We start from the raw sequence: 21,473 nt of genomic DNA, 5'->3' as shown, positions 1-21,473 counted from the left end.
ATCGATAACCCCATGAAAAAGACCTCCACCCCTCTTATTTCCGGGCAGTATTTTCGTAACCGGCTCGGCCTTGCTGCCATCCTGGTGCTGCTGCTGTTGCTGGTCGTGCTCGCCCGCCTGCTCGACCTGCAGGTATTGCATTATCAAAAATTCCGGCAACTGGCCCATGACAACCATGTCGCCCTGGTTCCTGTCAACCCACCCCGTGGCTTGATCCTTGCCGATCATGGCCAAATTCTTGCACAAAATCAGCCAACCTACGCGGTGGAAGTCACACCAGATCAGACCAGCGACCTGGACAGCACCCTTGATCGCCTGCAGAAGCTGCTCGATCTTTCCGACGGTGACATGGCCCGTTTCGACAAAAGCATGGCAGCCAAGGCGAGCTTTGATCCCATCATCCTCAAAGCGAATCTCAGTCCCCAGCAAGTCGCCGCCCTGGCGGTGCGCAAGGCAGATTTTCCTGGAGTGCGCGTTACCGCCCTGATGCATCGCAACTATCCCTTCGGTGCCCTTTTTTCCCACGTCGTCGGCTATGTGGGGCCGATCACCGCTGCTGATCTCAAACGGCATCAGGCAGAGAATTACCGCGGGCGGGACTACATTGGCAAGACCGGACTGGAGGGCCACTATGAGCAACGGTTGCGCGGCCAGATGGGATATCAGATCAAACAGATCAATGCCGAAGGGCTGCAGGTCGGCACGCTGGAGGAGCAAGAGCCGCTGGCTGGCGACAACCTTATGACCCATTTACGGCTACGGGTGCAGGAAGCCGCGGCAAATGCCCTCGAGAGCAACCATTATCGGGGTGCCGTCGTCGCTCTTGATCCCAACGACGGTCATGTACTCGCCATGGTCAGCAGCCCCAGTTTCGATGCCAACTGGTTTGTGGATGGCATCAGTACGGCGCACTGGCGCAGCCTCCTCGACAATCCTGGCCATCCGCTTACCGACCGCGCCGACAATGGCCTCTACCCGCCCGGCTCCTGCGCTAAACCCTTCTTCTCCATCCAGGCCATTCAGTCGGGGGTAATAGGCCCGGATTTTCAGACCTATTGTCCGGGCAATTTTCAGCTTGGCGGACACACCTACTGGGACTGGAACCGCGGTGGTTTTGGCGAAACCAATCTCACCAAGGCGCTTGCTTGGTCTGTAGATGTCTTTTATTACAAGCTGGCGGTGAAGATGGGCATCCAGTTACAGGATCAAACCCTGTGGCGCTTTGGCTTTGGCAAATCTCCCGGTATCGATTTACCGGGCGGTTTGGCGGGCTTGGTTCCCACTCCACAGTGGAAGCGGGCGCACCTGCACGCCCCTTGGTACACCGGCGATTCAGTCATTTTGGGCATCGGTCAGGGCTATCTCCTGGTTACCCCCCTGCAACTCGCGCGCGCCGTATCCGCCATCGCCAATGGCGGCTATCTGGTGCAACCACAGGTCGCCAAGGAATGGGTCAATCCCAGTACTGGAGAACGCAGTCCGATCCCCAATGCGGCACCGGAAAACCTGCATATCGACCCAGTGGCATTGCACGCCGTACGCCAGGGAATGGAGGCCTGCGTCAATACCGGCACCTGTCATACCGTCAGCATCCCCGGAATCAGCATCGCCGGCAAAACGGGTACCGCACAAATTCCCGAGGGCTACGCCCATGGACGGACGATTTACAACAACGACTCCCTGTTCATCGGCTGGGCACCAGTAGATCATCCCAAAATCGCGGTAGCCGTAGTCGTCGAGAATGGCGGGCACAATGCCTGGCAAGCCTTGCCGGTGGCCCGTGCGACCATCGCCGCTTACTTGCAGCCGGACCGTGACCCCGGCCCGCCCCCGGCGCATTTGCACCTACAGCATTGAACTCGACGCAAACCCTCACGGCTTAGAGGCTGGGCGCTTGGACAACGGATGAGTGACTTCGGCATGGTGCTTGCGACCCAAGGCCCCGATCACTTTGAGGATGGTGTCGAAGCCGCCTTGACTTTGCTGGTGAAACTGCGCAGAATCCGTCTATCTGTCGCCCCAGTAAAGGGGTCTTTGCATGTATCAGGAGTGGTAGCGTGGCGAATTCGGCTCAGGCGCGCAAGCGCGCAATTCAGAATCAAAAGCGGCGACTGCACAACGACAGTCTGCATTCCCGTATGCGCACGTACGTGAAGCACGTGCTGCGCGCCGTCCGCGAGGGCAACCAGGAACAGGCTCGCAGTGCGTTGCACACGGCTGAGTCGATCATCGACAAGACCGCCAGCAAGGGCGTCATCCATCGTAACGCCGCAGCGCGCACCAAGAGCCGTCTGTCGGCACGGGTGAAAGCAATGGGAGAACAGGCTAGCGCCTGATCGTCTCCTGCAGCGAGCGAGACAAGAGGCCAGTCATCCGACTGGCCTTTCGCTTTTCAGCTGTCGAGCAGGGCGCGCAGGCGCGCGAAGGCGTCCTCGGTTTCCTCCGGGGCATCGGCGGTACTCGCACTACGCTGCCAATCCAGATGCTCGGCGGGGATCTCTTGCAAAAATCGTGATGGTTCGGGATTCAGCATTTCACCATAGCGTTTGCGCTTCTGGCAAAAACTGAGCTGCAAACGAAAGCGTGCCCTGGTCATTCCCACATAGAACAAACGACGCTCCTCGGCGATCTGCGCGGGCGTCTCGCTATTGCGATGCGGTAACAACTCCTCTTCCAGCCCTACCAGAAATACCTGCGGAAATTCCAGTCCCTTGGCCGCATGCAGGGTCGACAAGCGCACGACGTCACGATCGTCGTCCTCTTCCCTCTCCAGCATGGTGTAGAGCATGAGACGTTGCAGTAGCTCGCCGAGATCTTTGGGACCGTCCTCCTGCTCCAGCAACCGGCCCATCCAGTCCAGCAGTTCCTGCAGATTCTCCCAACGGCGACGGGCACCACGCTCATCGCCCTCATCCAGCAGATATTGCCAGTAGCCAATCTCTTCCGGAATGCTCTGCAGGACGGGAAGCAATTCCGCACTGCGCTGTGCTTCATCATTTTTCTGATTGATCCAGTTGGCGAAATCTTCCAGGGCGTTGCGGCTGCGCGCCGGCAACTCCAGCTCTTCGCTAAAGATGCTGGCGAAGAAAGACTGCCCTTGGGCCCGCGCATGTTGCCCCAGGTATTCCAGAGTTTGACTGCCGATTCCCCGGCGCGGCGTGTTCACGGCGCGCAGCAGCGCTGGATCGTCGTCGGGATTGTGGATCAAGCGACAGTAGGCGAGAAAATCCTTAATTTCCGCACGCTCGAAAAACGAGATTCCGCCGGAGACCTGATAGGGAATCCGCGCAGCGCGCAAGGCCGCTTCCAACGGGCGGGACTGATGATTGCTACGGTACAGCACCGCGTAGTCACGATACGCTCCATCCCGTTGAAAGCGGTCCCGCAGGATGGCGTTCGCCACCCTCTCGGCCTCATCGCTCTCCTCTGCACAGGCATGTACCTGTATGCGCTCGCCCTCCCCCAGATCCGACCATAATCGTTTTTCGAATAAATGCTCGTTCTGCGCGATAACGGCATTGGCAGCCCGTAGAATACGCGCAGTAGAACGATAATTTTGCTCCAGCTTGATCACTTTTAGGGTGGGGAAATCTTCCGCCAGACGATGCAGATTGTCCGCAGCGGCGCCACGCCAGGAGTAGATGCTCTGATCATCGTCTCCCACCGCCGTCAGGTTCTGGCGCTGCTGCAAGAGCACGCGCAGGAGACGATATTGCGCGCCATTGCTGTCTTGATATTCGTCCACCAACAGGTAGCGAAGGCGATCCTGCCAATAGGCACGCGCTGCCTCGTCGGTGCTGAGGATACGGGTGGGCAGCAGAATTAGATCGTCCAGATCCACCGCATTACAGGCGTGCAAGGACTTGTTGTACTCGGGGTAGAGCGCTTGCGCCAGGGCACCGATCTGATCATCGGCTACGACTTCTTCCGGCGCAAGACCATCGTTCTTGAAGCGCGAGATGCGCGACTGGATCGCCTCGGCAAGATCCGCTGCGCCGTTGCTCTCGCGCAGCAAGCCACGTACGACGGCCAGACTGTCGCCGGGATCAATGACGCTGAAGGCTGGCCCATAGCCCAGGCGTGGCAGCTCCCGGCGCAGAATCTGCAGGCCCAGACGATGAAAGGTCGAGACCAGCAAGCCCCGTCCGGTCCGGCCCTCCAGACGCTGGGAAATCCGCGCTTTCATCTCGCGTGCCGCTTTGTTGGTGAAGGTAACCGCGGCGATGTGCTGCGCTGCAACCTGCTCATTCTGAATCAGATGGATGATCTTTTGGGTGATCACCCGGGTCTTTCCCGAGCCCGCGCCGGCGAGTACCAGCAATGGCCCATGCACATGGCGCACCGCCTCCCATTGCGGCGCATTGAGATCAGGACAGTTACTCAGCCTGGGCCTCCAGCGCCGCCAAAGATTGCTCCTCCTGCTTGGCAAAGCCACCGCGATAGGCCCACCAGATGATGACCGGCCCGAGAATGATCATCGGAATGGAGAGGACTTGCCCCATGGTCAGGGGACCCAGGACAAAGCCCAACTGAATATCCGGTTGCCGCACGAATTCGACCAGAAAGCGGAACACGCCGTAGCCGAAGACAAAGAGTCCACCCACCGCACCGATGGGACGCGGACGCCGACTATAGATGGCGAGAATCAAAAAGAGTAGGACTCCTTCGAGAAGGAATTCATAAATCTGCGAGGGCTGGCGCGGCTGCGGTCCCCCGGCCGGAAAGACCATCGCCCAGGGCAGATGGCTCACCCGACCAAAGAGCTGATCGTTGATGAAGTTGGCAATGCGGCCGAGACCCAAACCGATGGGAACTGCCGGGGCGATAAAATCAAGAGTGGGCAAGAAGTCATGCTCCGGTTTGCCTTTCGCGAAAAGCCAGCAGGCCAACACCACACCAAGCAGGCCGCCGTGGAAGGACATACCGCCATCCCAGATATACAGCATGTGCAAAGGATGCTGCACATAGTAGGGAAGATTGTACCAGAGCACATAACCCACGCGGCCGCCAAGGATGGCGCCAATCGCCACAAAAAACTCCAGATCGACCACCTCGGATTTTTTCCAGGGCGTATGGCTGCGGCGTCCGCGGCGAATGAGCCACAGAGTAGCGATGACAAAGCTGATGATTTCCAGCAGGCCATACCAATGGATGGTAATCGGCCCCAACTGGAAACCCATGGGATTGATATTGGGATAGTGCAGCATGAAACTCCCCCTAGCGATGGTCCACGATGGCCACCCGGTAGCATTCTGTCAAGGCAGCCCCTCAGGCAGGAATCTGCATGGTCACACAATGCAGACTGCCATGCTGGCGCGCCAGCTCCAGACAGGGAAGCAGGACGATTTCCCGGTCCGGAAATGCGGCCGCCAGCCGCTCCGCAGCTACCGCATCGGCGGGATCATCATAGCCTGGCAACAAGACAGCACCATTGATGATCAGAAAATTGGCATAGCTCAGGGGCAGTCGCTCACCCTCTTCATCATAGCGGGCCGCTGGCCAAGGCAACGGAATCAGGTGATAGGGGCGGCCGTCGATTTGCGGGAATCCTGCCAGTTCCGCCGCCATCTGCTGCAGGGGGGCAAAATGATCGTCCAGGGGGTCGTCGCAGGACTGATAGGCAATGACCCCCGCGCTGCAGAAGCGCGCCAGGGTGTCCACATGGGCATCGGTATCATCGCCCTGCAGGTAACCGGACTGCAGCCAGAATACGCGCTCGACACCAAGGAGGACACAGAGCTGGCTGCTGATTTCTTCTCGGGACCATTGCGGATTGCGATTGGGCGACAGCAGACAGGCGTCCGTAGTCAGCAGGGTACCCTGGCCGTCGCTATCGATGCTGCCGCCCTCCAGGACCATGCCCAGGGTCTGCAAAGGCAGATCACCATAGGCTCCCGCAGCATGCAGGCGGCGTGTCAATTGATTATCGAGATCGGCGGCAAATTTCAGTCCCCAGGCATTGAAGGCAAAGTCCAGCAGTCGACGGCGCCCATCCGGGTGCCGCAGGGTAATGGGGCCATGATCTCGCGCCCAGGAATCGTTGCTGGGACCCCGATGAAAATGGCAACGCGCCAGATCAGCGCCGGCGGCGCGCAACTGTCGTTCACATTCCCGCTGGCTGGCCTCATCGTGCAGCGCTATCAGTAGATCTTCCCGCTGGCTGATGGCCGCACCGATAGCGGCAAAGACTGGCAAGACTTGCTGCAGCCGTGACGCCCAATCCGTTGCCGGATGCGGCCAGGTCAATTGCACCGCCTGCTGTGCTGCCCACTCTGCGGGCAAGGTAAAGCCCTCAGCCATGATCGCTCCCCAGTGATACGTCAGTCCGCATTGTAAGTCCTGGCAACGCTTCCGTCACCGCCTTCGGGCGGCTACACTCTACCGATGACTGCCAGACAAGAGCGCCTTGACCACCTTCTTTCCCGGCTCGGCTACTGCAGCCGCTCGGAGGTACGCGACTGGCTACGCGAGGATCGCATCCAGGTCGCCGGTGTAGCGGATAAACTGCGATCAGGCAGCAAGGTCAATCCCGACCAGGTCCGCGTCGATGGCGAGGCCATCGATCCGGCAGGCCCTCTCTATCTGCTCTACCACAAGGATCTGGGCACGGTCTGTGCCCACGATGATCCGCGCAGCATCTATGATGACCTGCCGATGCGTTGGCGCTATCGCCGCCCGGTCCTGAGCAGTGCCGGGCGCCTCGATCGCGACACCAGTGGCTTGCTGCTACTGAGTGACGACGGACAATGGCTGCACCGCTGGAGTCACGCGCGCCACGCGATTCCCCGTCACTACCAGGTGCAGTTGGCGGAGCCATTGCAGGACGATGCCGAGCAGATTCTTGCCAGCGGCAAGCTGCTTCTGGAGGGCGAAAGCGTACCTTGCAAAGCGGCGCAGGTACAGAGACTGGGCGAGCGGGAAATCCGCCTGACCCTACAGGAAGGGCGCTACCACGAGGTGCGCCGCATGATGGCTGCTTTGGGCAATCACGTACAAACATTGCACCGCGAGGGCTTTGGCCCCTTCACTCTGGGCGATCTGCCGCCTGGTACCTGGCGCTTCTTGCAGGAAGCCGAAATCCAGCAGGAAGCTGCCGCATGAGATGGAGCCCGCATGTCACCGTTGCCGCCGTCACCTGTGATGCCCACGGGCGTTTCCTTCTCGTCGAAGAGCTCATCGATGGCCAGCCCTGCCTCAATCAGCCTGCCGGCCACTGGGAAAAAGGGGAAAGTCTGACCGAGGCGGTCATCCGTGAAACCCTCGAAGAGACTGGTTATGATTTTGTCCCGGAAGCCATTTTGGGCATTTACCACTGGCAACATCCGCGCAAAGACCTTACCTATCTCCGCATTGCCTTCGTCGGCCACGCCAGCGGGCATAATCCACTGGCTCCTCTGGATGTCGGCATCATTGGCCCGCGTTGGTTGCGGCCAGAGGAGCTCTCGGCGGCACGGCTCCGTACGGTAATGGTAGAGCAATGCATTCACGATTTTCTTGCTGGACAACGCTTTTCCCTCGACCTCCTGCACTCGCTGTAAAATGCAAATTTGCCGCCCGCAAGCGCCCATGACCTCTACCCAGAATTTTGTTACAGTGAGATAAATTCTGTAGAGAGACACAGCGATGATCGACGCAGACGGCTATCGCCCCAACGTGGGCATGATCATTTGCAACCAAGACAATCAAGTACTCTGGGCGAAAAGAGTGGGTGAAAATGCCTGGCAGTTTCCCCAGGGCGGTATCGATGGCACCGAAAGCCCCGAACAGGCGGTATTCCGTGAGCTCCTGGAAGAGGTCGGCACCAACAAGGTGTGTATTTTGGGTCGCACCCGGGGCTGGCTACGCTACGACGTGCCCAATGCGCGGAACCGCAACCGGCAACGGCGCTATCGCGGACAAAAACAGATTTGGTTTTTATTGCGCTTTGAGGGCAGCGAAGCGGAAATCAACCTGCAGACCGCGCACCCAGAATTTGAAGACTGGCAGTGGGTGGATTATTGGCGTCCGGCAGCAGAAATCATCGCCTTCAAGCGCCGCGTTTACTGCCTGGCCCTGCAGGAGCTGGCGCCACTGATCGGCGCGCCACCGGCGCCCTTCCCCGTTCCAGAACGGGGCAATCCGCTGCCACATCGCGGAAACCGTTACCCACAACGTCGTCGACACTCCAGTAGCGCAACGTAAAAAGGCTGGCCGCGCTGCGGCCAGCCCTTCTTTTCTGCACGAACCTGGATTACTTCTTCTTCAGGCAGCTGCTCATGAAGGACTTGCGCTGCTCGCCTTTCATACCCTTCGCACGGGCATTGCAGGTCTTCATCTTTTCCTGCTGTGCGGTAAGCTTGCGTGGAGCTTTGTGCTGCTCTACCTTCTTCTCCATCTTCATCGGCGCGGCCGGTGCAGCGGTTTCCGCAAAAGCGGCGCCAGATAGCAGGAATGACACGGCAACACAGGACGCCAATACTTTTTTCAACATGGTGTTCTCCTTTGGTTTGAGTACAGCAGTGACTACAACAACCCTTTCAAACTTTGCAGGGCTTGATCCAGACCTCCTGCATCCGGAGCCTCACCCCCCGGCGTCAAACGATCGATGATCCCTGGGAGGGCTTGACTCAATCCCTGCGTGAGGGCTTGCGGATCCATACCGATTGTGCTAGCGATGTTTTGAATCCGATCACTGCCAATAGCGGATTCAATCTGATCCGCGCTGATCGGCTGATTCTGTCCATTGGATATCCACGAATCGACAACGGAACCCAGTCCGTTATCGCGCAGCTGTTGCAGCGTGCCGCTCACACCGCCGGGCTGACTCTGCAAAAAGCGAACTGCAGAGCCCAAAAAACCACCTTGATCGGCGCCAAAAGCCGCCATGCCACTGGATACCACATCATCAAATAGGCCCATGTTTCCCCTCCCGTTTTCGCATGTCCGAACCGGAAAATACCTCAGGATATCAGGCTATTCAAGGATCAGCGTGGAATACTGCGCCGCTTACGCACTTCCACGGTGACGGATCGTGTACTCGAACGCGAACTTGGCTGAGTAGTGGCCGGACGCGCCGACTCCTCCGGGATAGGCAGATCTTTTGGGTACCAGAACTGCGGTCTACCCGTCTGATCGATATTTTCGGCGGGCACAGGCTCAATGGAGCGCCGAGGAACGCGCTGTTCCGTTCCAGTTTCCTGCTCCCGCGCACGCTTGCGCTCTGGGGTGATACCATACTGCGGTGCAACGATGGGCATAACGCTCCCTGCTCGGTCATTTCTGACATACTTGCTCAACGAGGGGACCTTCCGAGTCACCCTCTACCAGGATGACTCTAGCATAGTTTGCTGGAAAGAAAAAGAAATATCAGGCAGTTCCGGAGGCAAAGAGGAGACGACCCGCCCGACTCCGGCGGGTCAAGACGCAGGAAAATCTCTTAATAAGATAATGTTAATGTAATAATACGTAAATTTAACCACTAACTTTCAATAAGAAAGGTTATAGGATAATCAGAAAAATAAAAAAATAATAGTTGCTTTGCGATTTCTATTTGACTATAAAACAGATGAAAGAATGCTTTTTATCATTCTTTCAAATTTTCGGGACAGGAATAAAGGAGGTCCACCTATGAATACACAAACACTCGGGCGGGAAGATCGTATGACCCTATTCTCCTGGCAACTGCTTTTTGCCCGGGGTGTCGCCGCACTAGCTTTCGTCATCGCCGCGTTGCTGGATTTCGGTGCCACCATGACTCTGCTCATCTGGTTTTTTGCTATCTATGTCTTCTTTGATGGCGGCTACTCCGCAATCCGCCTGGCACAAAAAGGCTCTGGTACCTGCCCGCGGGTACTGATTGCCTTGAAGGCCATCGTTGGCGTCGCTGCCGGCATCGCCGTTATCATTCTGGCCACGCAGGGCAACATGGTATTTACGCTGTTGACCGTATTTGCCTGGGTCGCCATTGTGGGCGTGCTGGAAGGAATCTGGGTGATCCGCAACGTCCAGAACAAGGAAATGGTCTTGATCATTGGATCTTCCGCCTATCTCGCCCTGGCCATTTGTCTGCAGGTAATTTTTGCCGTCGCTCCACAGGCAGGCTCGGGCATCTACAACTGGATCGTCATCGGCTTCTCAGCGGCTTTTTCGGCAGCCATGCTGGGCATGAGCTGGGCGATGCGCCGTAATGCCCTGCGCACCAGTGGAAGTAAGCCTTCCACCGTTGTCGCCCATTAGATTCATTACCAAGATTTCCTGTTCCATCGGCGTGAGGAAGTGCTGAGGCGCTTCCTCCTTGTTAACGGCCACCCAACGACCGACTACAAATGTTCAACAAAAATACCGAATGTGCCCTCCGCTGTTTGCTGTTCCTTGCGGAGCAGGGAATCGGAGTACCGATTCTCTGTCGCGACATTGCGCACGCCGTAGGGGTTTCGGAGCCCTGCGTGGCAAGCGTATTGCGGATTTTAGCCAAACGCGGCGTATTGGAATCTCTCAAGGGCAAGGGAGGCGGCTTTGCGTTGCGGCCTGAGGCTGCAAGCCTGAGCGCCTATGACATTCTGCAAGCGGTAAGCACCGCCCCAGAAAAACAGGTGCACTGCATTCTTGGACAAAAAGTGTGTTCTGACCTCCACCCCTGCCCGCTGCACACTGCGTGGATGGAACTGCAGGAACAACAGAACAATCTGCTCAGGGGATTCTGCTTGGCCAGTCTGATTCCGTCCTGATGGACAACAGAAGTGTCACACATTGAATAGAAAGTTCATCACGTCACCGTCGTGCACGACATAGTCCTTGCCTTCGGCGCGCAGTTTACCAGACTCTTTGGCGCCCGCCTCACCGCGATAGCGAATGTAATCTTCGTAAGAGATCGTCTGCGCCCGAATAAAACCGCGCTCGAAGTCGCTGTGAATGACCCCTGCCGCCTGGGGCGCAGTGGCCCCTACCGGGATCGTCCAGGCACGCACTTCCTTTTCGCCGGCGGTGAAATAGGTCTGCAGACCCAGAAGCTGATAGGCAGCGCGGATGATCCGGTTGAGTCCTGGCTCGTGTAACCCGAGGTCTTGCAAAAATGCGAGCTGTTCTTCCGGCTCCAACTCCGCCAGCTCGGCCTCGATAGCGGCACAAACTGGTACCACCCGCGCGCCCCGTTCCCCCGCCCATGCCTCCAAAGGTGCGCGCCACGGGCCGTCTTCGAGCTCGTTCTCCGCCACATTGGCGATGACCATCAAGGGCTTCAGGGTGAGCAGAAAGAGTCCGCGCAGCACTTGGCGTTCCTCTACCGTCAGCGGCGCGCTTTGTGCCGGCTTGCCGGCGTTCAGGTGCGGCTGCAGCTTGTTCATGGCAGCAAGCTCGGCAAGCGCCTCTTTATTCCCGCCCTTGGCTTGCCGCGTCACGCGCGCCTGTGCCTTTTCCAGGCTAGCCAAGTCCGCCAGGATCAGCTCCGTCATGACGGTTTCCAGGTCAGCAACGGGATCGACCTGTCCATTCACATGCACCACATTCGGATCGACAAAACACCGGGTCACCAGGGCGATGGCGTCGGTCTCGCGAATGTGGGCGAGAAATTGATTACCGAGACCCTCTCCCTGGGCGGCACCAGCCACCAACCCGGCGATATCGACAAACTCCATCACCGCCGGCACGACCTTCTGCGGATGAACGATTTCCGCCAGGGCCAGCAAGCGCGGATCCGGAACACTGACCAGCCCCACATTGGGTTCAATGGTACAGAAGGGATAGTTTTCTGCCGCAATCCCCGCCTTGGTGATGGCGTTGAAAAGGGTGGATTTACCAACGTTGGGCAGGCCAACAATGCCGCAAGCCAAACTCATGGAGGGCTCCTATTCGCTGTGCAGGGTCTTCATGGCGGCATCCGCCCGCCCGGCGAGAAAATCATCCAGAACACCCAGACTGCGGTCGATGGCGGCATGGATTTCCGCTTCTTCCGTAGCTCCAGGGCGTGCTAGCACGTATCCCACGACCCGATCCTTGTGGCCGGGATGCCCAATGCCAATGCGCAGGCGCCAGTAGTCCCGCGTCCCCAGGGCGCGATCGAGATCACGCAGGCCATTGTGCCCACCGTGGCCACCAGACCATTTGAAACGGGCCACACCGGGAGGAAGGTCGAGTTCGTCGTGCACCACGAGGATACGCGCAGGCGGAATCTTAAAGAAGGCGGCAGCAGCCTGCACCGGCGCTCCGGAACGATTCATGAAGTCCTGCGGCTGCAACACGAGTAGATCATAGCCGCCGATCGCGAACCGGGCAAGCTCCGTCTTCCAGGCCTTTTCCAGGCGCCAAGAAGCTTGGTGACGCTGGGCCAGCTCCTGCACAAAGCAAAAACCCGCGTTGTGGCGGGTTTTTGCATAGTCCGGACCGGGATTACCCAGACCGGCGATCAACCAGTCCATGAAGCGGGTTACTCCGCCGCAGCGCCTTCTTCTTCACTGGCCGCCCCATGGGGGGCATGGATCGACACCACTTCCTTGTCATCCCCATGCTTGAGCGCAACCAGCACGACATTGGCCGGCACTTTGAGGTTGGACAAATGGATACTTTCGCCCACTTGCAGCTCGCGCACATCCACTTCAATGGCCTCTGGCAGCTTGCCGACCGGGGCCTGAATCTCGACTTCCGTCAGCGCACGATGCAGCAGACCGCCTCCCATCTTCACTCCTACGGCGTTTTGTTCGTTGAGCAGGTGCACAGGCACATTCAAGGTCACCAGCTCACCTTGGTGCACACGCATGAAGTCCACATGAAGGATCTCATCCTTGTAGGGGTGCATTTGCAGGTCGCGAATCAGCACGCTTTCCTTGCGGACACCCAGGTCCAGGGTAACGACGTTGCTGTACACCTGCTCATTGCCAAGAAACTTATAGGCGGCAAAGACGTCCAGGCTAATGGATTCCGCCGGCTTGCCGTCGCCATAAACGACCGCCGGGATCCGGCCCGCGCGGCGCAAGCGTCGACTGTTACGACGGCCTTCTTCCTTGCGTGGCTCGGCAGCAAGGACAAAATTTGCTTCGGTCATTGATGATTACTCCTTCTATTGCGTTATCACGAGCGGGGCGAGGGACGACCGTGCCTTTCTCCCCTGAATGAGGCGCAAACTATACGAGGATCAAGACCCTGGCGCAAGGCTGTTAGCCCAAAGGCGTAATGTCCTCTTTGTCCAATTGTAAAATGTCCCCTTTTGGTTTTGGGGGAGCGGTGACAGAGGAGACCATTACGATGACGCAGAAGGCGGTGGACCGGCTGGAGGTGATGCAGCAGGTGGTCAGCCGGACGGTACGGCAGCATGAGGCGGCACAGCAACTCGGTCTGAGCGTGCGGCAGGTCAGGCGTCTGCTGATCCGATTTCGAGAGGAAGGGGCGGCAGGACTGGTGTCCCGCCACTTGGGGCAGCGTCCCGGCAATGCGCTATCGGGAGCGGTACGCCAAGAGGTGTTGGGGTTAGTCCGCAGTCACTATGCCGACTTCGGCCCCACGCTGGCCGTTGAGAAGCTCCGTGAGCGCCACGGGTACCAGCTCTCGGCGGAGACGCTGCGGCAGTGGATGATGACCGAGGGAGTGTGGAAGCCCAAAACCCGCAAGTCGGCCCAGATCCATCAGCGCCGTCCCCGGCGTCCCTGCCGGGGCGAGCTGGTACAGATCGACGGCTCACCCCATGATTGGTTCGAGGGTCGGGGACCGCGTCGCACGTTGATCGTGTTCATTGACGATGCCACCAGCGAGTTGCTGGCCCTGCGCTTCGCCCCCGCCGAGACGACCCAAGCCTACCTGGAGACCCTGCGCAGCTACCTGAGCGAGCATGGGCGGCCGGTGGCGCTCTACTCCGACAAGCACGGCATCTTCCGGGTGAACCACCCGGAGCGGGAGGGGGAACTGACGCAGTTCACCCGCGCGCTCAAGACCCTCGACATCGCACCGATCCACGCCAACACACCGCAGGCCAAGGGCCGCGTCGAGCGGGCCAATCAGACCCTCCAGGATCGCCTGGTCAAGGAGCTGCGTCTGGCCGGCATTTCGGACATCGACGCCGCCAACGCCTTCCTGCCGAGCTTTAGAAAGGAGTACAACGCACGCTTCGCCGTGGCTCCGCAGAATGCCACCGACGCGCATCGTCCGGTGCTGCACGACGCTCTGGAGCTCGACCTGATCTTCAGCCTGCAAAGCCACCGCAAGCTCTCGAAGAACCTCACCCTCCAGTACAAGAACCGGGAGTACCAGCTCACCGGACAGGGCAAAGGCTATCGCCTCAGAGGGGCACAGATCACGGTCTGCGAGGCCTTCGACGGCACGGTGACCTTGCTTTACCAAGGAAAGGCTCTGCCTTATCGCATCCTCAACGAAGGCGAGCCGCCCATCCCCGTAGACGATGAGAAGAGCATCCATGCCACCGTCGAGCAAGCCAAGACCATCCAGCTCCACCGCAAAACCTATAAGCCTGCACCCGACCATCCGTGGAGACGAGGCGCCACTTCTTCACCCTCCGCTACCCTCTGACACCACAAAAGGCATGAGAAAGGGGACATTTCAGTCTGGGAGAAAAGAGGACATTTCAACTTTGGGTTGACAGACCCTGGCGCAAGGCGGGGATACGCCCTCTCCCCGGGGCGGAATCAGTCACTCCAGGCCGGGGGGAGGACCCGTGACGGAATCCCGGGGATATGCCTCGCCCGTACCGAGGGCCTCGGCACGGCCGGCCGGCACACCGACCTCTCGCGCCGCCTGGGTCATCAGGCGCCGATAATAATACCGTGCCAGTACCGGATTTTTGCTGACGCCCAGCCCCTTTTCATAGGCCAGGCCGAGGTCGAAATCGGCCTTCGCCACCCCCAGGTCGGAGGCGATGCGATACCAATGCAGGGCCTGGTCCCAGCTCTTGGACACCGTGCGTTCCTGTTTGCAAATGGGTGGCGCGTAGAGCGTACCCAAAAAAAACGCCGCCTCGGCATGGCCGTTGCGTGCCGCTCGCTGCAGTTGCGCCAGGGCCTGCGAGTCCTGCTCCGCCTGATTACGCAGGGCTTCCCAATCCTGCGCGAAGGCTGGCAGCGCAAGAAAGGCGGCAACCAGGGCAAGGGCACGGAGGGGCAATCTCATGCGCCGGCATGCTCGCGAGTGGCATGGAAGATGATCTCTGGCCAGCGCTCCTGGGTAAGTTCCAGATTCACCCGTGACGGCGCAAGATAGGCAAGACGATTGCCGGCGTCTTCCGCCAGATGTTCTTCCAGCTTGCGGCTGAATTCCGCCAGACGCTTGGCATCCGCGCATTCCACCCAACGCGCGGTCTGCACGTTCACCGGTTCAAAGCTGGCCTCGACGGCATATTCGCTTTTCAGCCGCTCCGCCACCACATCAAACTGCAAGACCCCGACCGCGCCGAGGATGAGATCCCCACCCTGCAATGGACGAAAAACCTGGGTTGCGCCCTCCTCCGCCAACTGCTGCAGACCTTTCTGCAACTGTTTGGCCTTGAGGGGGTTGCGCAAACGCACGCGGCGGAACAGTTCCGGGGCAAAGTACGGGATGCCGGTAAATTGCAGGTCTTCGCCCATGCTGAAGCTGTCACCGATCTGGATGCTGCCGTGGTTGTGCAGACCGATGATATCCCCGGCATAGGCGTCTTCCACCAGTTCACGCTCACGCGCCAGGAAGGTGATGGGATTGTGAATCTGGATCTCTCGCCCCAGGCGCAGGTGACGCACGCGCATGCCGCGCTGAAAGTGCCCGGAACAGATGCGCAGAAACGCGACCCGATCGCGATGCTGCGGGTCCATATTGGCCTGGATCTTGAAGACGAAACCCGAGAACTTTTCTTCATCGGGCTCGACACAGCGGCTCGTGGCGGGCCTGGGAAGCGGTCCCGGAGCCCAGTCGATGAGTGCCTGCAACAATTCGCGCACGCCAAAGTTATTGATTGCTGAGCCAAAAAAGACCGGCGTTTGCTTGCCCGCAAGAAACGCATCCAGGTCGAAGGGATTGGCGGCGGCACGCAACAGCTCGATCTCGTCACGCAAGTCCGCCATTTCCTCGGGAAAACGACGGTCCACTTCCGGATTATCGAGACCGGAGATGATCTCCAATTCCTGCTCGCGACTCTCCTGTCCTGGGGTAAAGACCAGCATCTCGTCGCGCAACAGGTGATAGACGCCACGAAAGCGCTTACCCATACCCACCGGCCAGGTGACCGGCGCGCAGGCAATGCCGAGCACCGATTCGACTTCATCCATCAGCTCGGTGGGGTCGCGGCTTTCGCGATCGAATTTATTCATGAAGGTGATGATGGGGGTATCCCGCAGACGGCAGACCTCCAGCAGCTTGATGGTCTGCGCCTCGACGCCGTTGGCGGCGTCGATGACCATCAGTGCCGAATCCACTGCCGTCAACACCCGATAGGTATCTTCGGAGAAGTCCTGGTGACCTGGCGTGTCGAGCAGATTGATCACGTGATCGGCATACTCGAACTGCATCACCGAACTGGCCACCGAGATGCCACGGCTCTTCTCAATCGCCATCCAGTCGCTAGTGGCGTGACGACTGCTTTTACGCGCCTTTACCGTCCCTGCCATCTGGATGGCCCCACCAAAGAGCAGTAGCTTCTCCGTCAGGGTCGTCTTACCGGCATCCGGGTGCGAAATAATGGCAAAGGTGCGGCGGCGACGAATCTCGTCCAAGCTGTGGGGGCGCGACAGCGCCTCGGCATTTTCCGACATTTCATTCAACTCTCAGACAACGTGGGGAGGGCATTGATCAAGGAGCGAGACAACACCAAGGCATCCTCGCGACCCTCTTTGTTTCGATAATACTGCAAACGCACGCCAATTTCATGAAAGCCCGCTTGATGGTAGAGCTCCTGCGCGGCATGGTTGGAAACCCGCACCTCAAGAAACGCTCGTTCGGCGCCCAGTTGTTTGGCGCGACCGAGTAACTGATGGAGCATTTCCCGGCCATGGCCACGGCGTCGATAGAGCGGGTGGACTCCCAAATTCAACACATGCGCCTCCGCCGCCCCCACCGAGAGGACGCCAAAACTGAGCAACTGGTCACCTGCCATCCCCACCCAGGCATCGTAACCGGCAAGCAGACAGTCCCGAAAAATCCCCCGCGTCCAGGGACCAGGTGATATTTGCTCTTCCAAAGCCGCCACGGCATCGAGATCATCGCTGGTCATGATCCGCAGCGCCACTACTTGCCCTCCTCGGCCTGGGAAGGACGGATGTAGTGCGGTTCCAGTGCTTCGGGGGGGACTCCCGGGTCGCCCGCCGTGGCGCGCCGCCGCGCGATTTGCAAGACCTGCGCCGCTTGGGGATAGGCGTCAGCACGCCAGCAACGAACGGCAGACCAGTGCTGTGCATACTGGTTCCAGCCTGTACCCAGGCCCCGCCAAGGCCCGGGTGTCGGCGGCCAGACGAGATCTTCCGGGCGGCAGACCCGTTCTGCGCCAATGAGCTCGGGAATACCCGCATCATCCGAGCGGAAGGCCGCCGCGTACACTTCTCCCTTGCGGGCGTCGAAGGCGACCAGCGTTGGCTCACCCGGCGCCGCCACGGCAAGGGCCTGGAGGCTCGAGACTGGATAGATCGATTGTCCGCTTGCGATGGCCAGGCCCTGTATCGTGCTGATTCCAAGGCGCACAGCGGTGAATCCGCCCGGCCCCACGCCACAGGCGAAGGCATCGATCTGCGCCAGCTGCAACCCAGCGTGCGCCAGGAGGCCATCAATCATCGGCAAGAGCAGATCGCTGTGGCGGTTGGGGGCGACAACCACGTCCTGCCATAGATTCTGGCCATCCGAAATGGCTACTGAACAGGCCTCAGTTGCGGTCTCGATGGCTAACCAGGTTTTCTTCACGCGCTTTCCCGCCAAAAGTCCTGCACCTCTGCAAGCTCGCTACTCTGCCGCATGGGCGGCAGACTCTGCAAGAAGATGCGTCCATAGCCCTTGCTGCGCAAGCGCGGATCACAGAGCATCAACACCCCGCGATCCTGCTCCGAGCGAATCAAGCGGCCAGCCCCCTGGCAGAGGGCGATGACCGCCTGCGGGATCTGCAGGTCACGAAAGGGGTCGCCGCCCCGCTCCCGAATCCGTTGCAGGCGCGCTTGCAGCACCGGATCCCCGGGACTGGCAAAGGGAAGTTTATCGATGATCACCGTCGATAGCGCCTCCCCCTGCACATCGACCCCCTCCCAAAAGCTTGCCGCGCCAAGCAAGACGGCATCGCCGGCGGTTCGGAAGCGTTCGAGCAGGCGCGAGCGCGGTGCTTGCCCCTGCACCAGTAAGGGATAGCGCAGGCGACTGGAAAGAATCGCCGCCGCCTCCTGGAGGGCGCGATGGCTGGTAAAGAGAAAAAATGCCCGGCCGCCACTGGCCTCCAGCACCGGCAATGCTGCCTCCAGACAGGCACGGGTGTAACCGGGACTGCTCGGCTCGGGAAGCCCGTCGGGCAGGTAGAGCAAGGCTTGGCGTGCGTAGTCGAAAGGTGCTGCTGCCAGAAAATCCTTGCTTTCCGGCAAGCCAAAGAGCTTGCGCGTTTGCGCGAAATCTCCGCCAATACGCAAGGTAGCACTGGTGAGCAGGACCGCATCGAATTGCGAAAACAGGTGTTTTTGCAGGGTTTCGGCGGGATCCAGGGGGGTGGCGTGCAATAACAGCCCACGTCCTCGTCGCTCACACCAGCGAACTTCCTGCTCCTCCAGACCAGGTGCGGCGAAATGCGCCAACACACTTTGCAGCTCTTCGCCGCGCCGGGCGCACTGCTCCAGGCCCTTGCCACGCACCGCTGCGGCGCGCACCTGCCCATGCAAAGGCTCAAAACAGCGCAACAGTGCACGGAACTGCTGGGCGACGCCCGCATCGTCATCCGGGCACCACTCCTGTCGCCCCTCCCCGGCACTCTCCAGCCAGCGTTGCACGGCATGTTCCCAATCCTGCGCCGCCGCACGCAAGTCGCCATCGTCGGCGGCCTCTGCCAGCGCTGCAACCCGGATATCCCGCCCCCATTCGGCCAGCCGATGGGCACTCAAATGCTGGCCAAAAAACTGTGCCGTCAGCTCCGGCAACTGATGCGCCTCATCCACAATCAGCGCATCCGCACTCGGCAACAGGTCGCCCTTACCCTCCGCCTTCAGTGCGAGGTCGGATAGCAAAAGATGATGATTGACGACGATCAGTTCCGCTTCCTGCGCCTGACGTCGCGCCTCCAGAACCGGGCAGGAGGACTGTGCGGGACAGTCCGCACCAAGGCAGTTGTCCCGGGTAGAGGTCACCAGCGGCCAGATCGCAGAATCCTCGGCCACACTGCGTAACTCTGCAATGTCGCCCTCCCGGGTGGCAGCGGCCCAATCCGCAACCCGCAGCAGATCACGCTGCAGGGTAGCCGTCACGCCGTCCCGCAGCGCTTCCTGCAAACGATAGGGGCAGAGATAATTGCTGCGGCCCTTGAGCCGCAGACTACGCAGCGACTGCGGCCACGCCGCGCGCAAGATCGGGAGGTCCTTTTCGATGAGCTGGTCCTGCAAGGCACGGCTGCCAGTAGAGACAATGACCTGCCGACCAGACAAAAGCGCGGGCAGGAGGTAGGCGAAACTTTTGCCCGTTCCCGTACCCGCCTCTATCAGCGCCACCCCACCGTCGCCCAAAACTGCGGCGACCCGCGCGGCCATTTCCTGCTGTTGGACCCGCACGTGGAATCCCGGCAACAACGCGGCAAGGGGACTCGTCGCCCCCAGCATTTCCTCCCAATCGACCAGGCTCTCCGCCGCACTCATGGGCTGGTCCAACGGGCAACTCGACAAAAAAAATCGAGCGGTTTACCCTGCCGCGCATGTATAAACGTCGCGCTCATATCGTCTTTTTGCACGAACAATACCCGGAAACCGCCAAGCGTGCGGTCGCGCTGGCCGAGCAGTCTGGCGGAAAATGGCTGGAAGCGCGACATGAACACCTGGATCGAGACTGGCCTGATTTGTTGATCCTATTGGATGGACGAGACCCAGACAAGTTGGAACTCGCCAGCCACACCCGCGGGAAGTCCTGGCCACTAGGGCCAGACTGGGAGGCAGAACTACAGCAGCGTATTGGCGGCATGATTGGCGGCTTCCGCCTGCTGGCCCGCCTGGATGACAGCAGCGCGCCAAATCCCTAGCACGTTTTCCGGGTCTGTCCCAGCCCGGGCAGTTTTTTTCCGGGAATTGTGCAGTACGGTCCAGCCGGGAATCGACTGTGCACTACAAATCGCGATCCCCCTGAACCTGATCGTGCGGCCCCAGAATTGCTACACTTCGACAGCAAAACAGCAAAATCAGGGAGGCAACCGCATCATGTCTGTTCAAATCGAACAGCAGTACACCCGTTTTGACAAACCGTTCCCAAGCGGTCTCAAACAAAATCTCGCCTGGACGGCCTTTCTCACTGTCGGCGCCGTTGGCATCTGGGTAGTTTTTCAGGCACAGTTCTGGATGTGGCAGTACATCATCCTCGCTCTGTGGTACGCCGGCCTACTGTGGTTTGGCCTGAAATGGCCGCACTTTCGTTTGTTCACTCTGGCGGTGTTGGCGATTGCCGGTGTTGGCGTAGGACTCTACGGCCTCGGCTACCGCGATGGAGATAGCCTGCTTCTGCGCTACTTCCTCCACAGCAATGCCATGTTTGACTGGATGAGCGTTGCCATTCTCTGCAGTGCCATTGGCTACTACGCCTACCTCTTTCGGGGCAGCGAGACTGGCGGACGCTGGGGTCAACGCTTTGCCTGGGCGGCATCGGCATTAGGCTTCGCCGGGCTCGCCATTCGCTGGCGGGAAACCTACATCGGCCATCCCAGTTGGGGGCACATTCCCGTCAGCGACATCTACGACGTCATGGCATTGTTCTGTGCCATGACCATCCTGTTCTACCTGTACTACGAAGAAGAGAGCCAGAGCCGTGGTCTCGGGGCGTTTGTTCTGCCCTTGGTGCTGATTGCCGACATCTTCATGTTCTGGGTGGGCGCGGCCTATCACCTCGACCGCATTGCGCCATTGATTCCCGCACTGCAAAGCTTCTGGATGAAGATTCACGTACCATCGATGTTTGTCGCCTACGCAAACTTCTACATCTCTGCCATGGCCGGCCTTGCTTATCTGCTCAAGGACCGCGCAGTCAAACAGGGTGGTTTTTTGCGTGATCGCCTACCCAGTCTGGAAATCTTAGAGCGCAGCTACTCGGGGACTATCGCTTTCGGATTCCTGTTTTTTACTGTCGGCACCATTCTCGGAGCGGTCTGGGCGGCGAAAGCCTGGGGTGGTTTCTGGTCTTGGGACCCCAAAGAGACCTGGGCTCTGATCGTCTGGCTGAATTACGCCGGTTTTCTGCATGCGCGCAGCCAGAAAAGCTGGCATGGACGCCCGATGGCCTGGTGGGCGCTGATCAGCCTCATCGTCGTCACCATCTGTTTCATTGGCGTCAATCTTTTCTTGGGCGGTCTCCACTCCTACGGGAAACTCTGAATC

General features: G+C 59.4%; 24 protein-coding genes. 10 read left to right on the top strand and 14 right to left on the bottom strand.

Annotated features, from left to right (window positions below):
* The first annotated feature begins 12 nt into the window (after positions 1–12).
* Both mrdA and rpsT read left to right on the top strand, forming a co-directional pair.
* Entirely contained in the window at positions 13–1,857 is a 1,845-nt protein-coding gene (gene mrdA / locus MQE22_RS03015; protein WP_215870882.1) for a penicillin-binding protein 2, read from the top strand.
* A 200-nt stretch (positions 1,858–2,057) separates the two neighbouring features.
* Positions 2,058–2,336, top strand: a complete 279-nt coding sequence (gene rpsT, locus MQE22_RS03010; RefSeq protein ID WP_215870881.1) for a 30S ribosomal protein S20 — start codon at positions 2,058–2,060, stop codon at positions 2,334–2,336.
* 56 nt (positions 2,337–2,392) lie between these two features.
* Here the strand turns inward: rpsT and MQE22_RS03005 are convergent, their stop codons facing one another.
* The 3 genes from MQE22_RS03005 to MQE22_RS02995 form a co-directional block, all read right to left on the bottom strand.
* The gene (locus MQE22_RS03005) at positions 2,393–4,342 is read right to left on the bottom strand and encodes a UvrD-helicase domain-containing protein (RefSeq protein ID WP_438266999.1); all 1,950 of its coding nucleotides are present in this window, start codon (positions 4,340–4,342) and stop codon (positions 2,393–2,395) included.
* A gap of 34 nt (positions 4,343–4,376) precedes the next feature.
* On the bottom strand, positions 4,377–5,207 hold the full coding sequence (gene lgt / locus MQE22_RS03000; protein ID WP_215870880.1) for a prolipoprotein diacylglyceryl transferase: 831 nt from the start codon (positions 5,205–5,207) through the stop codon (positions 4,377–4,379).
* 61 nt (positions 5,208–5,268) lie between these two features.
* Complete coding sequence (locus MQE22_RS02995; RefSeq protein ID WP_215870879.1) at positions 5,269–6,300, bottom strand: agmatine deiminase family protein; 1,032 nt, start codon at positions 6,298–6,300, stop codon at positions 5,269–5,271.
* Between the two features lie 84 nt (positions 6,301–6,384).
* Here MQE22_RS02995 and MQE22_RS02990 point away from each other — a divergent pair, with 84 nt between their 5' ends.
* The 3 genes from MQE22_RS02990 to MQE22_RS02980 all read left to right on the top strand — a co-directional run bounded on the left by MQE22_RS02990 (position 6,385) and on the right by MQE22_RS02980 (position 8,181).
* Entirely contained in the window at positions 6,385–7,101 is a 717-nt protein-coding gene (locus MQE22_RS02990) for a pseudouridine synthase (RefSeq protein ID WP_215885759.1), read from the top strand.
* Positions 7,098–7,538 (top strand): NUDIX hydrolase, encoded by a 441-nt coding sequence (locus tag MQE22_RS02985; protein ID WP_215872302.1) that lies wholly within the window; start codon positions 7,098–7,100, stop codon positions 7,536–7,538. The genes MQE22_RS02990 and MQE22_RS02985 overlap by 4 nt, the downstream gene beginning before the upstream one ends.
* An 85-nt stretch (positions 7,539–7,623) precedes the next feature.
* A complete protein-coding gene (locus MQE22_RS02980) occupies positions 7,624–8,181 on the top strand; it encodes an RNA pyrophosphohydrolase (RefSeq protein WP_215872303.1) in 558 nt (185 codons plus the stop codon).
* Between the two features lie 49 nt (positions 8,182–8,230).
* On the opposite strand, the gene MQE22_RS02975 is transcribed toward MQE22_RS02980, so the two are convergent.
* Genes MQE22_RS02975 through MQE22_RS02965 form a run of 3 tightly spaced genes read right to left on the bottom strand, consistent with a single transcriptional unit; the run spans position 8,231 to position 9,236 of the window.
* Positions 8,231–8,470, bottom strand: a complete 240-nt coding sequence (locus MQE22_RS02975) for a PsiF family protein (RefSeq protein WP_215872304.1) — start codon at positions 8,468–8,470, stop codon at positions 8,231–8,233.
* 32 nt (positions 8,471–8,502) lie between these two features.
* The gene (locus MQE22_RS02970) at positions 8,503–8,943 is read right to left on the bottom strand and encodes a YidB family protein (RefSeq protein ID WP_438267000.1); all 441 of its coding nucleotides are present in this window, start codon (positions 8,941–8,943) and stop codon (positions 8,503–8,505) included.
* A 20-nt stretch (positions 8,944–8,963) separates the two neighbouring features.
* Positions 8,964–9,236 carry a hypothetical protein gene (locus tag MQE22_RS02965; protein WP_215872306.1) on the bottom strand — a complete coding sequence of 91 codons (273 nt, stop codon included), beginning with the start codon at positions 9,234–9,236 and terminating at the stop codon, positions 8,964–8,966.
* A 370-nt stretch (positions 9,237–9,606) separates the two neighbouring features.
* Here MQE22_RS02965 and MQE22_RS02960 point away from each other — a divergent pair, with 370 nt between their 5' ends.
* Together MQE22_RS02960 and MQE22_RS02955 are read left to right on the top strand one after the other, a co-directional pair.
* Positions 9,607–10,215, top strand: a complete 609-nt coding sequence (locus MQE22_RS02960) for a hypothetical protein (RefSeq protein WP_215872307.1) — start codon at positions 9,607–9,609, stop codon at positions 10,213–10,215.
* A gap of 89 nt (positions 10,216–10,304) precedes the next feature.
* Positions 10,305–10,706: an RrF2 family transcriptional regulator gene (locus MQE22_RS02955; protein ID WP_215872308.1), complete on the top strand. Its 402-nt coding sequence runs from the start codon at positions 10,305–10,307 to the stop codon at positions 10,704–10,706.
* Positions 10,707–10,721: 15 nt separating this feature from the next.
* Here the strand turns inward: MQE22_RS02955 and ychF are convergent, their stop codons facing one another.
* From ychF to MQE22_RS02940, 3 genes are read right to left on the bottom strand one after another with little or no spacing between them, the layout of a single operon-like run.
* Positions 10,722–11,813 (bottom strand): redox-regulated ATPase YchF, encoded by a 1,092-nt coding sequence (gene ychF / locus MQE22_RS02950; RefSeq protein WP_215872309.1) that lies wholly within the window; start codon positions 11,811–11,813, stop codon positions 10,722–10,724.
* 9 nt (positions 11,814–11,822) lie between these two features.
* Positions 11,823–12,392: an aminoacyl-tRNA hydrolase gene (gene pth, locus MQE22_RS02945; RefSeq protein WP_215872310.1), complete on the bottom strand. Its 570-nt coding sequence runs from the start codon at positions 12,390–12,392 to the stop codon at positions 11,823–11,825.
* Positions 12,393–12,400: 8 nt separating this feature from the next.
* Complete coding sequence (locus MQE22_RS02940) at positions 12,401–13,015, bottom strand: 50S ribosomal protein L25/general stress protein Ctc (protein ID WP_215872311.1); 615 nt, start codon at positions 13,013–13,015, stop codon at positions 12,401–12,403.
* 179 nt (positions 13,016–13,194) lie between these two features.
* Here MQE22_RS02940 and MQE22_RS02935 point away from each other — a divergent pair, with 179 nt between their 5' ends.
* Positions 13,195–14,490 (top strand): ISNCY family transposase, encoded by a 1,296-nt coding sequence (locus tag MQE22_RS02935; protein WP_304665202.1) that lies wholly within the window; start codon positions 13,195–13,197, stop codon positions 14,488–14,490.
* A gap of 120 nt (positions 14,491–14,610) precedes the next feature.
* Here the strand turns inward: MQE22_RS02935 and MQE22_RS02930 are convergent, their stop codons facing one another.
* Genes MQE22_RS02930 through yoaA form a run of 5 tightly spaced genes read right to left on the bottom strand, consistent with a single transcriptional unit; the run spans position 14,611 to position 19,754 of the window.
* Positions 14,611–15,087, bottom strand: a complete 477-nt coding sequence (locus tag MQE22_RS02930) for a tetratricopeptide repeat protein (protein ID WP_215872312.1) — start codon at positions 15,085–15,087, stop codon at positions 14,611–14,613.
* Positions 15,084–16,700 (bottom strand): peptide chain release factor 3, encoded by a 1,617-nt coding sequence (locus tag MQE22_RS02925; protein WP_215872313.1) that lies wholly within the window; start codon positions 16,698–16,700, stop codon positions 15,084–15,086. The genes MQE22_RS02930 and MQE22_RS02925 overlap by 4 nt, the downstream gene beginning before the upstream one ends.
* Before the next feature lie 5 nt (positions 16,701–16,705).
* Positions 16,706–17,173, bottom strand: coding sequence for a ribosomal protein S18-alanine N-acetyltransferase (rimI, locus tag MQE22_RS02920; protein WP_215872314.1), 468 nt, complete (start codon positions 17,171–17,173; stop codon positions 16,706–16,708).
* The gene (tsaB, locus tag MQE22_RS02915; protein WP_226826990.1) at positions 17,173–17,853 is read right to left on the bottom strand and encodes a tRNA (adenosine(37)-N6)-threonylcarbamoyltransferase complex dimerization subunit type 1 TsaB; all 681 of its coding nucleotides are present in this window, start codon (positions 17,851–17,853) and stop codon (positions 17,173–17,175) included. The genes rimI and tsaB overlap by 1 nt, the downstream gene beginning before the upstream one ends.
* The gene (yoaA, locus tag MQE22_RS02910) at positions 17,835–19,754 is read right to left on the bottom strand and encodes a DNA repair helicase YoaA (protein WP_215872316.1); all 1,920 of its coding nucleotides are present in this window, start codon (positions 19,752–19,754) and stop codon (positions 17,835–17,837) included. The genes tsaB and yoaA overlap by 19 nt, the downstream gene beginning before the upstream one ends.
* A gap of 56 nt (positions 19,755–19,810) precedes the next feature.
* Here yoaA and MQE22_RS02905 point away from each other — a divergent pair, with 56 nt between their 5' ends.
* A complete protein-coding gene (locus MQE22_RS02905; protein WP_215872317.1) occupies positions 19,811–20,131 on the top strand; it encodes a hypothetical protein in 321 nt (106 codons plus the stop codon).
* Between the two features lie 175 nt (positions 20,132–20,306).
* On the top strand, positions 20,307–21,470 hold the full coding sequence (gene ccsB / locus MQE22_RS02900; RefSeq protein WP_215872318.1) for a c-type cytochrome biogenesis protein CcsB: 1,164 nt from the start codon (positions 20,307–20,309) through the stop codon (positions 21,468–21,470).
* Positions 21,471–21,473: the final 3 nt, after the last annotated feature.

The sequence above is a fragment of the Acidithiobacillus sp. YTS05 genome, assembly GCF_024396695.1.
GTDB lineage: Bacteria > Pseudomonadota > Gammaproteobacteria > Acidithiobacillales > Acidithiobacillaceae > Igneacidithiobacillus > Igneacidithiobacillus copahuensis.
Note: the sequence above shows the minus strand (reverse complement) of the source record. Positions and strands in the feature narration are given on the sequence as shown.

Excerpts from the sequence above, each read along its gene's own strand:
- MQE22_RS02940 (WP_215872311.1), bottom strand. The coding sequence starts at position 13,015 with ATGACCGAAGCAAATTTTGTCCTTGCTGCCGAGCCACGCAAGGAAGAA.
- MQE22_RS02965 (WP_215872306.1), bottom strand. The coding sequence starts at position 9,236 with ATGCCCATCGTTGCACCGCAGTATGGTATCACCCCAGAGCGCAAGCGT.
- yoaA (WP_215872316.1), bottom strand. The coding sequence starts at position 19,754 with ATGAGTGCGGCGGAGAGCCTGGTCGATTGGGAGGAAATGCTGGGGGCG.
- MQE22_RS02930 (WP_215872312.1), bottom strand. The coding sequence starts at position 15,087 with ATGAGATTGCCCCTCCGTGCCCTTGCCCTGGTTGCCGCCTTTCTTGCG.
- MQE22_RS02985 (WP_215872302.1), top strand. The coding sequence starts at position 7,098 with ATGAGATGGAGCCCGCATGTCACCGTTGCCGCCGTCACCTGTGATGCC.
- MQE22_RS02995 (WP_215870879.1), bottom strand. The coding sequence starts at position 6,300 with ATGGCTGAGGGCTTTACCTTGCCCGCAGAGTGGGCAGCACAGCAGGCG.
- mrdA (WP_215870882.1), top strand. The coding sequence starts at position 13 with ATGAAAAAGACCTCCACCCCTCTTATTTCCGGGCAGTATTTTCGTAAC.
- MQE22_RS02905 (WP_215872317.1), top strand. The coding sequence starts at position 19,811 with ATGTATAAACGTCGCGCTCATATCGTCTTTTTGCACGAACAATACCCG.
- pth (WP_215872310.1), bottom strand. The coding sequence starts at position 12,392 with ATGGACTGGTTGATCGCCGGTCTGGGTAATCCCGGTCCGGACTATGCA.
- MQE22_RS02955 (WP_215872308.1), top strand. The coding sequence starts at position 10,305 with ATGTTCAACAAAAATACCGAATGTGCCCTCCGCTGTTTGCTGTTCCTT.
- MQE22_RS02960 (WP_215872307.1), top strand. The coding sequence starts at position 9,607 with ATGAATACACAAACACTCGGGCGGGAAGATCGTATGACCCTATTCTCC.
- MQE22_RS02990 (WP_215885759.1), top strand. The coding sequence starts at position 6,385 with ATGACTGCCAGACAAGAGCGCCTTGACCACCTTCTTTCCCGGCTCGGC.
- MQE22_RS02980 (WP_215872303.1), top strand. The coding sequence starts at position 7,624 with ATGATCGACGCAGACGGCTATCGCCCCAACGTGGGCATGATCATTTGC.
- ccsB (WP_215872318.1), top strand. The coding sequence starts at position 20,307 with ATGTCTGTTCAAATCGAACAGCAGTACACCCGTTTTGACAAACCGTTC.
- lgt (WP_215870880.1), bottom strand. The coding sequence starts at position 5,207 with ATGCTGCACTATCCCAATATCAATCCCATGGGTTTCCAGTTGGGGCCG.
- MQE22_RS02925 (WP_215872313.1), bottom strand. The coding sequence starts at position 16,700 with ATGTCGGAAAATGCCGAGGCGCTGTCGCGCCCCCACAGCTTGGACGAG.
- MQE22_RS02975 (WP_215872304.1), bottom strand. The coding sequence starts at position 8,470 with ATGTTGAAAAAAGTATTGGCGTCCTGTGTTGCCGTGTCATTCCTGCTA.
- ychF (WP_215872309.1), bottom strand. The coding sequence starts at position 11,813 with ATGAGTTTGGCTTGCGGCATTGTTGGCCTGCCCAACGTTGGTAAATCC.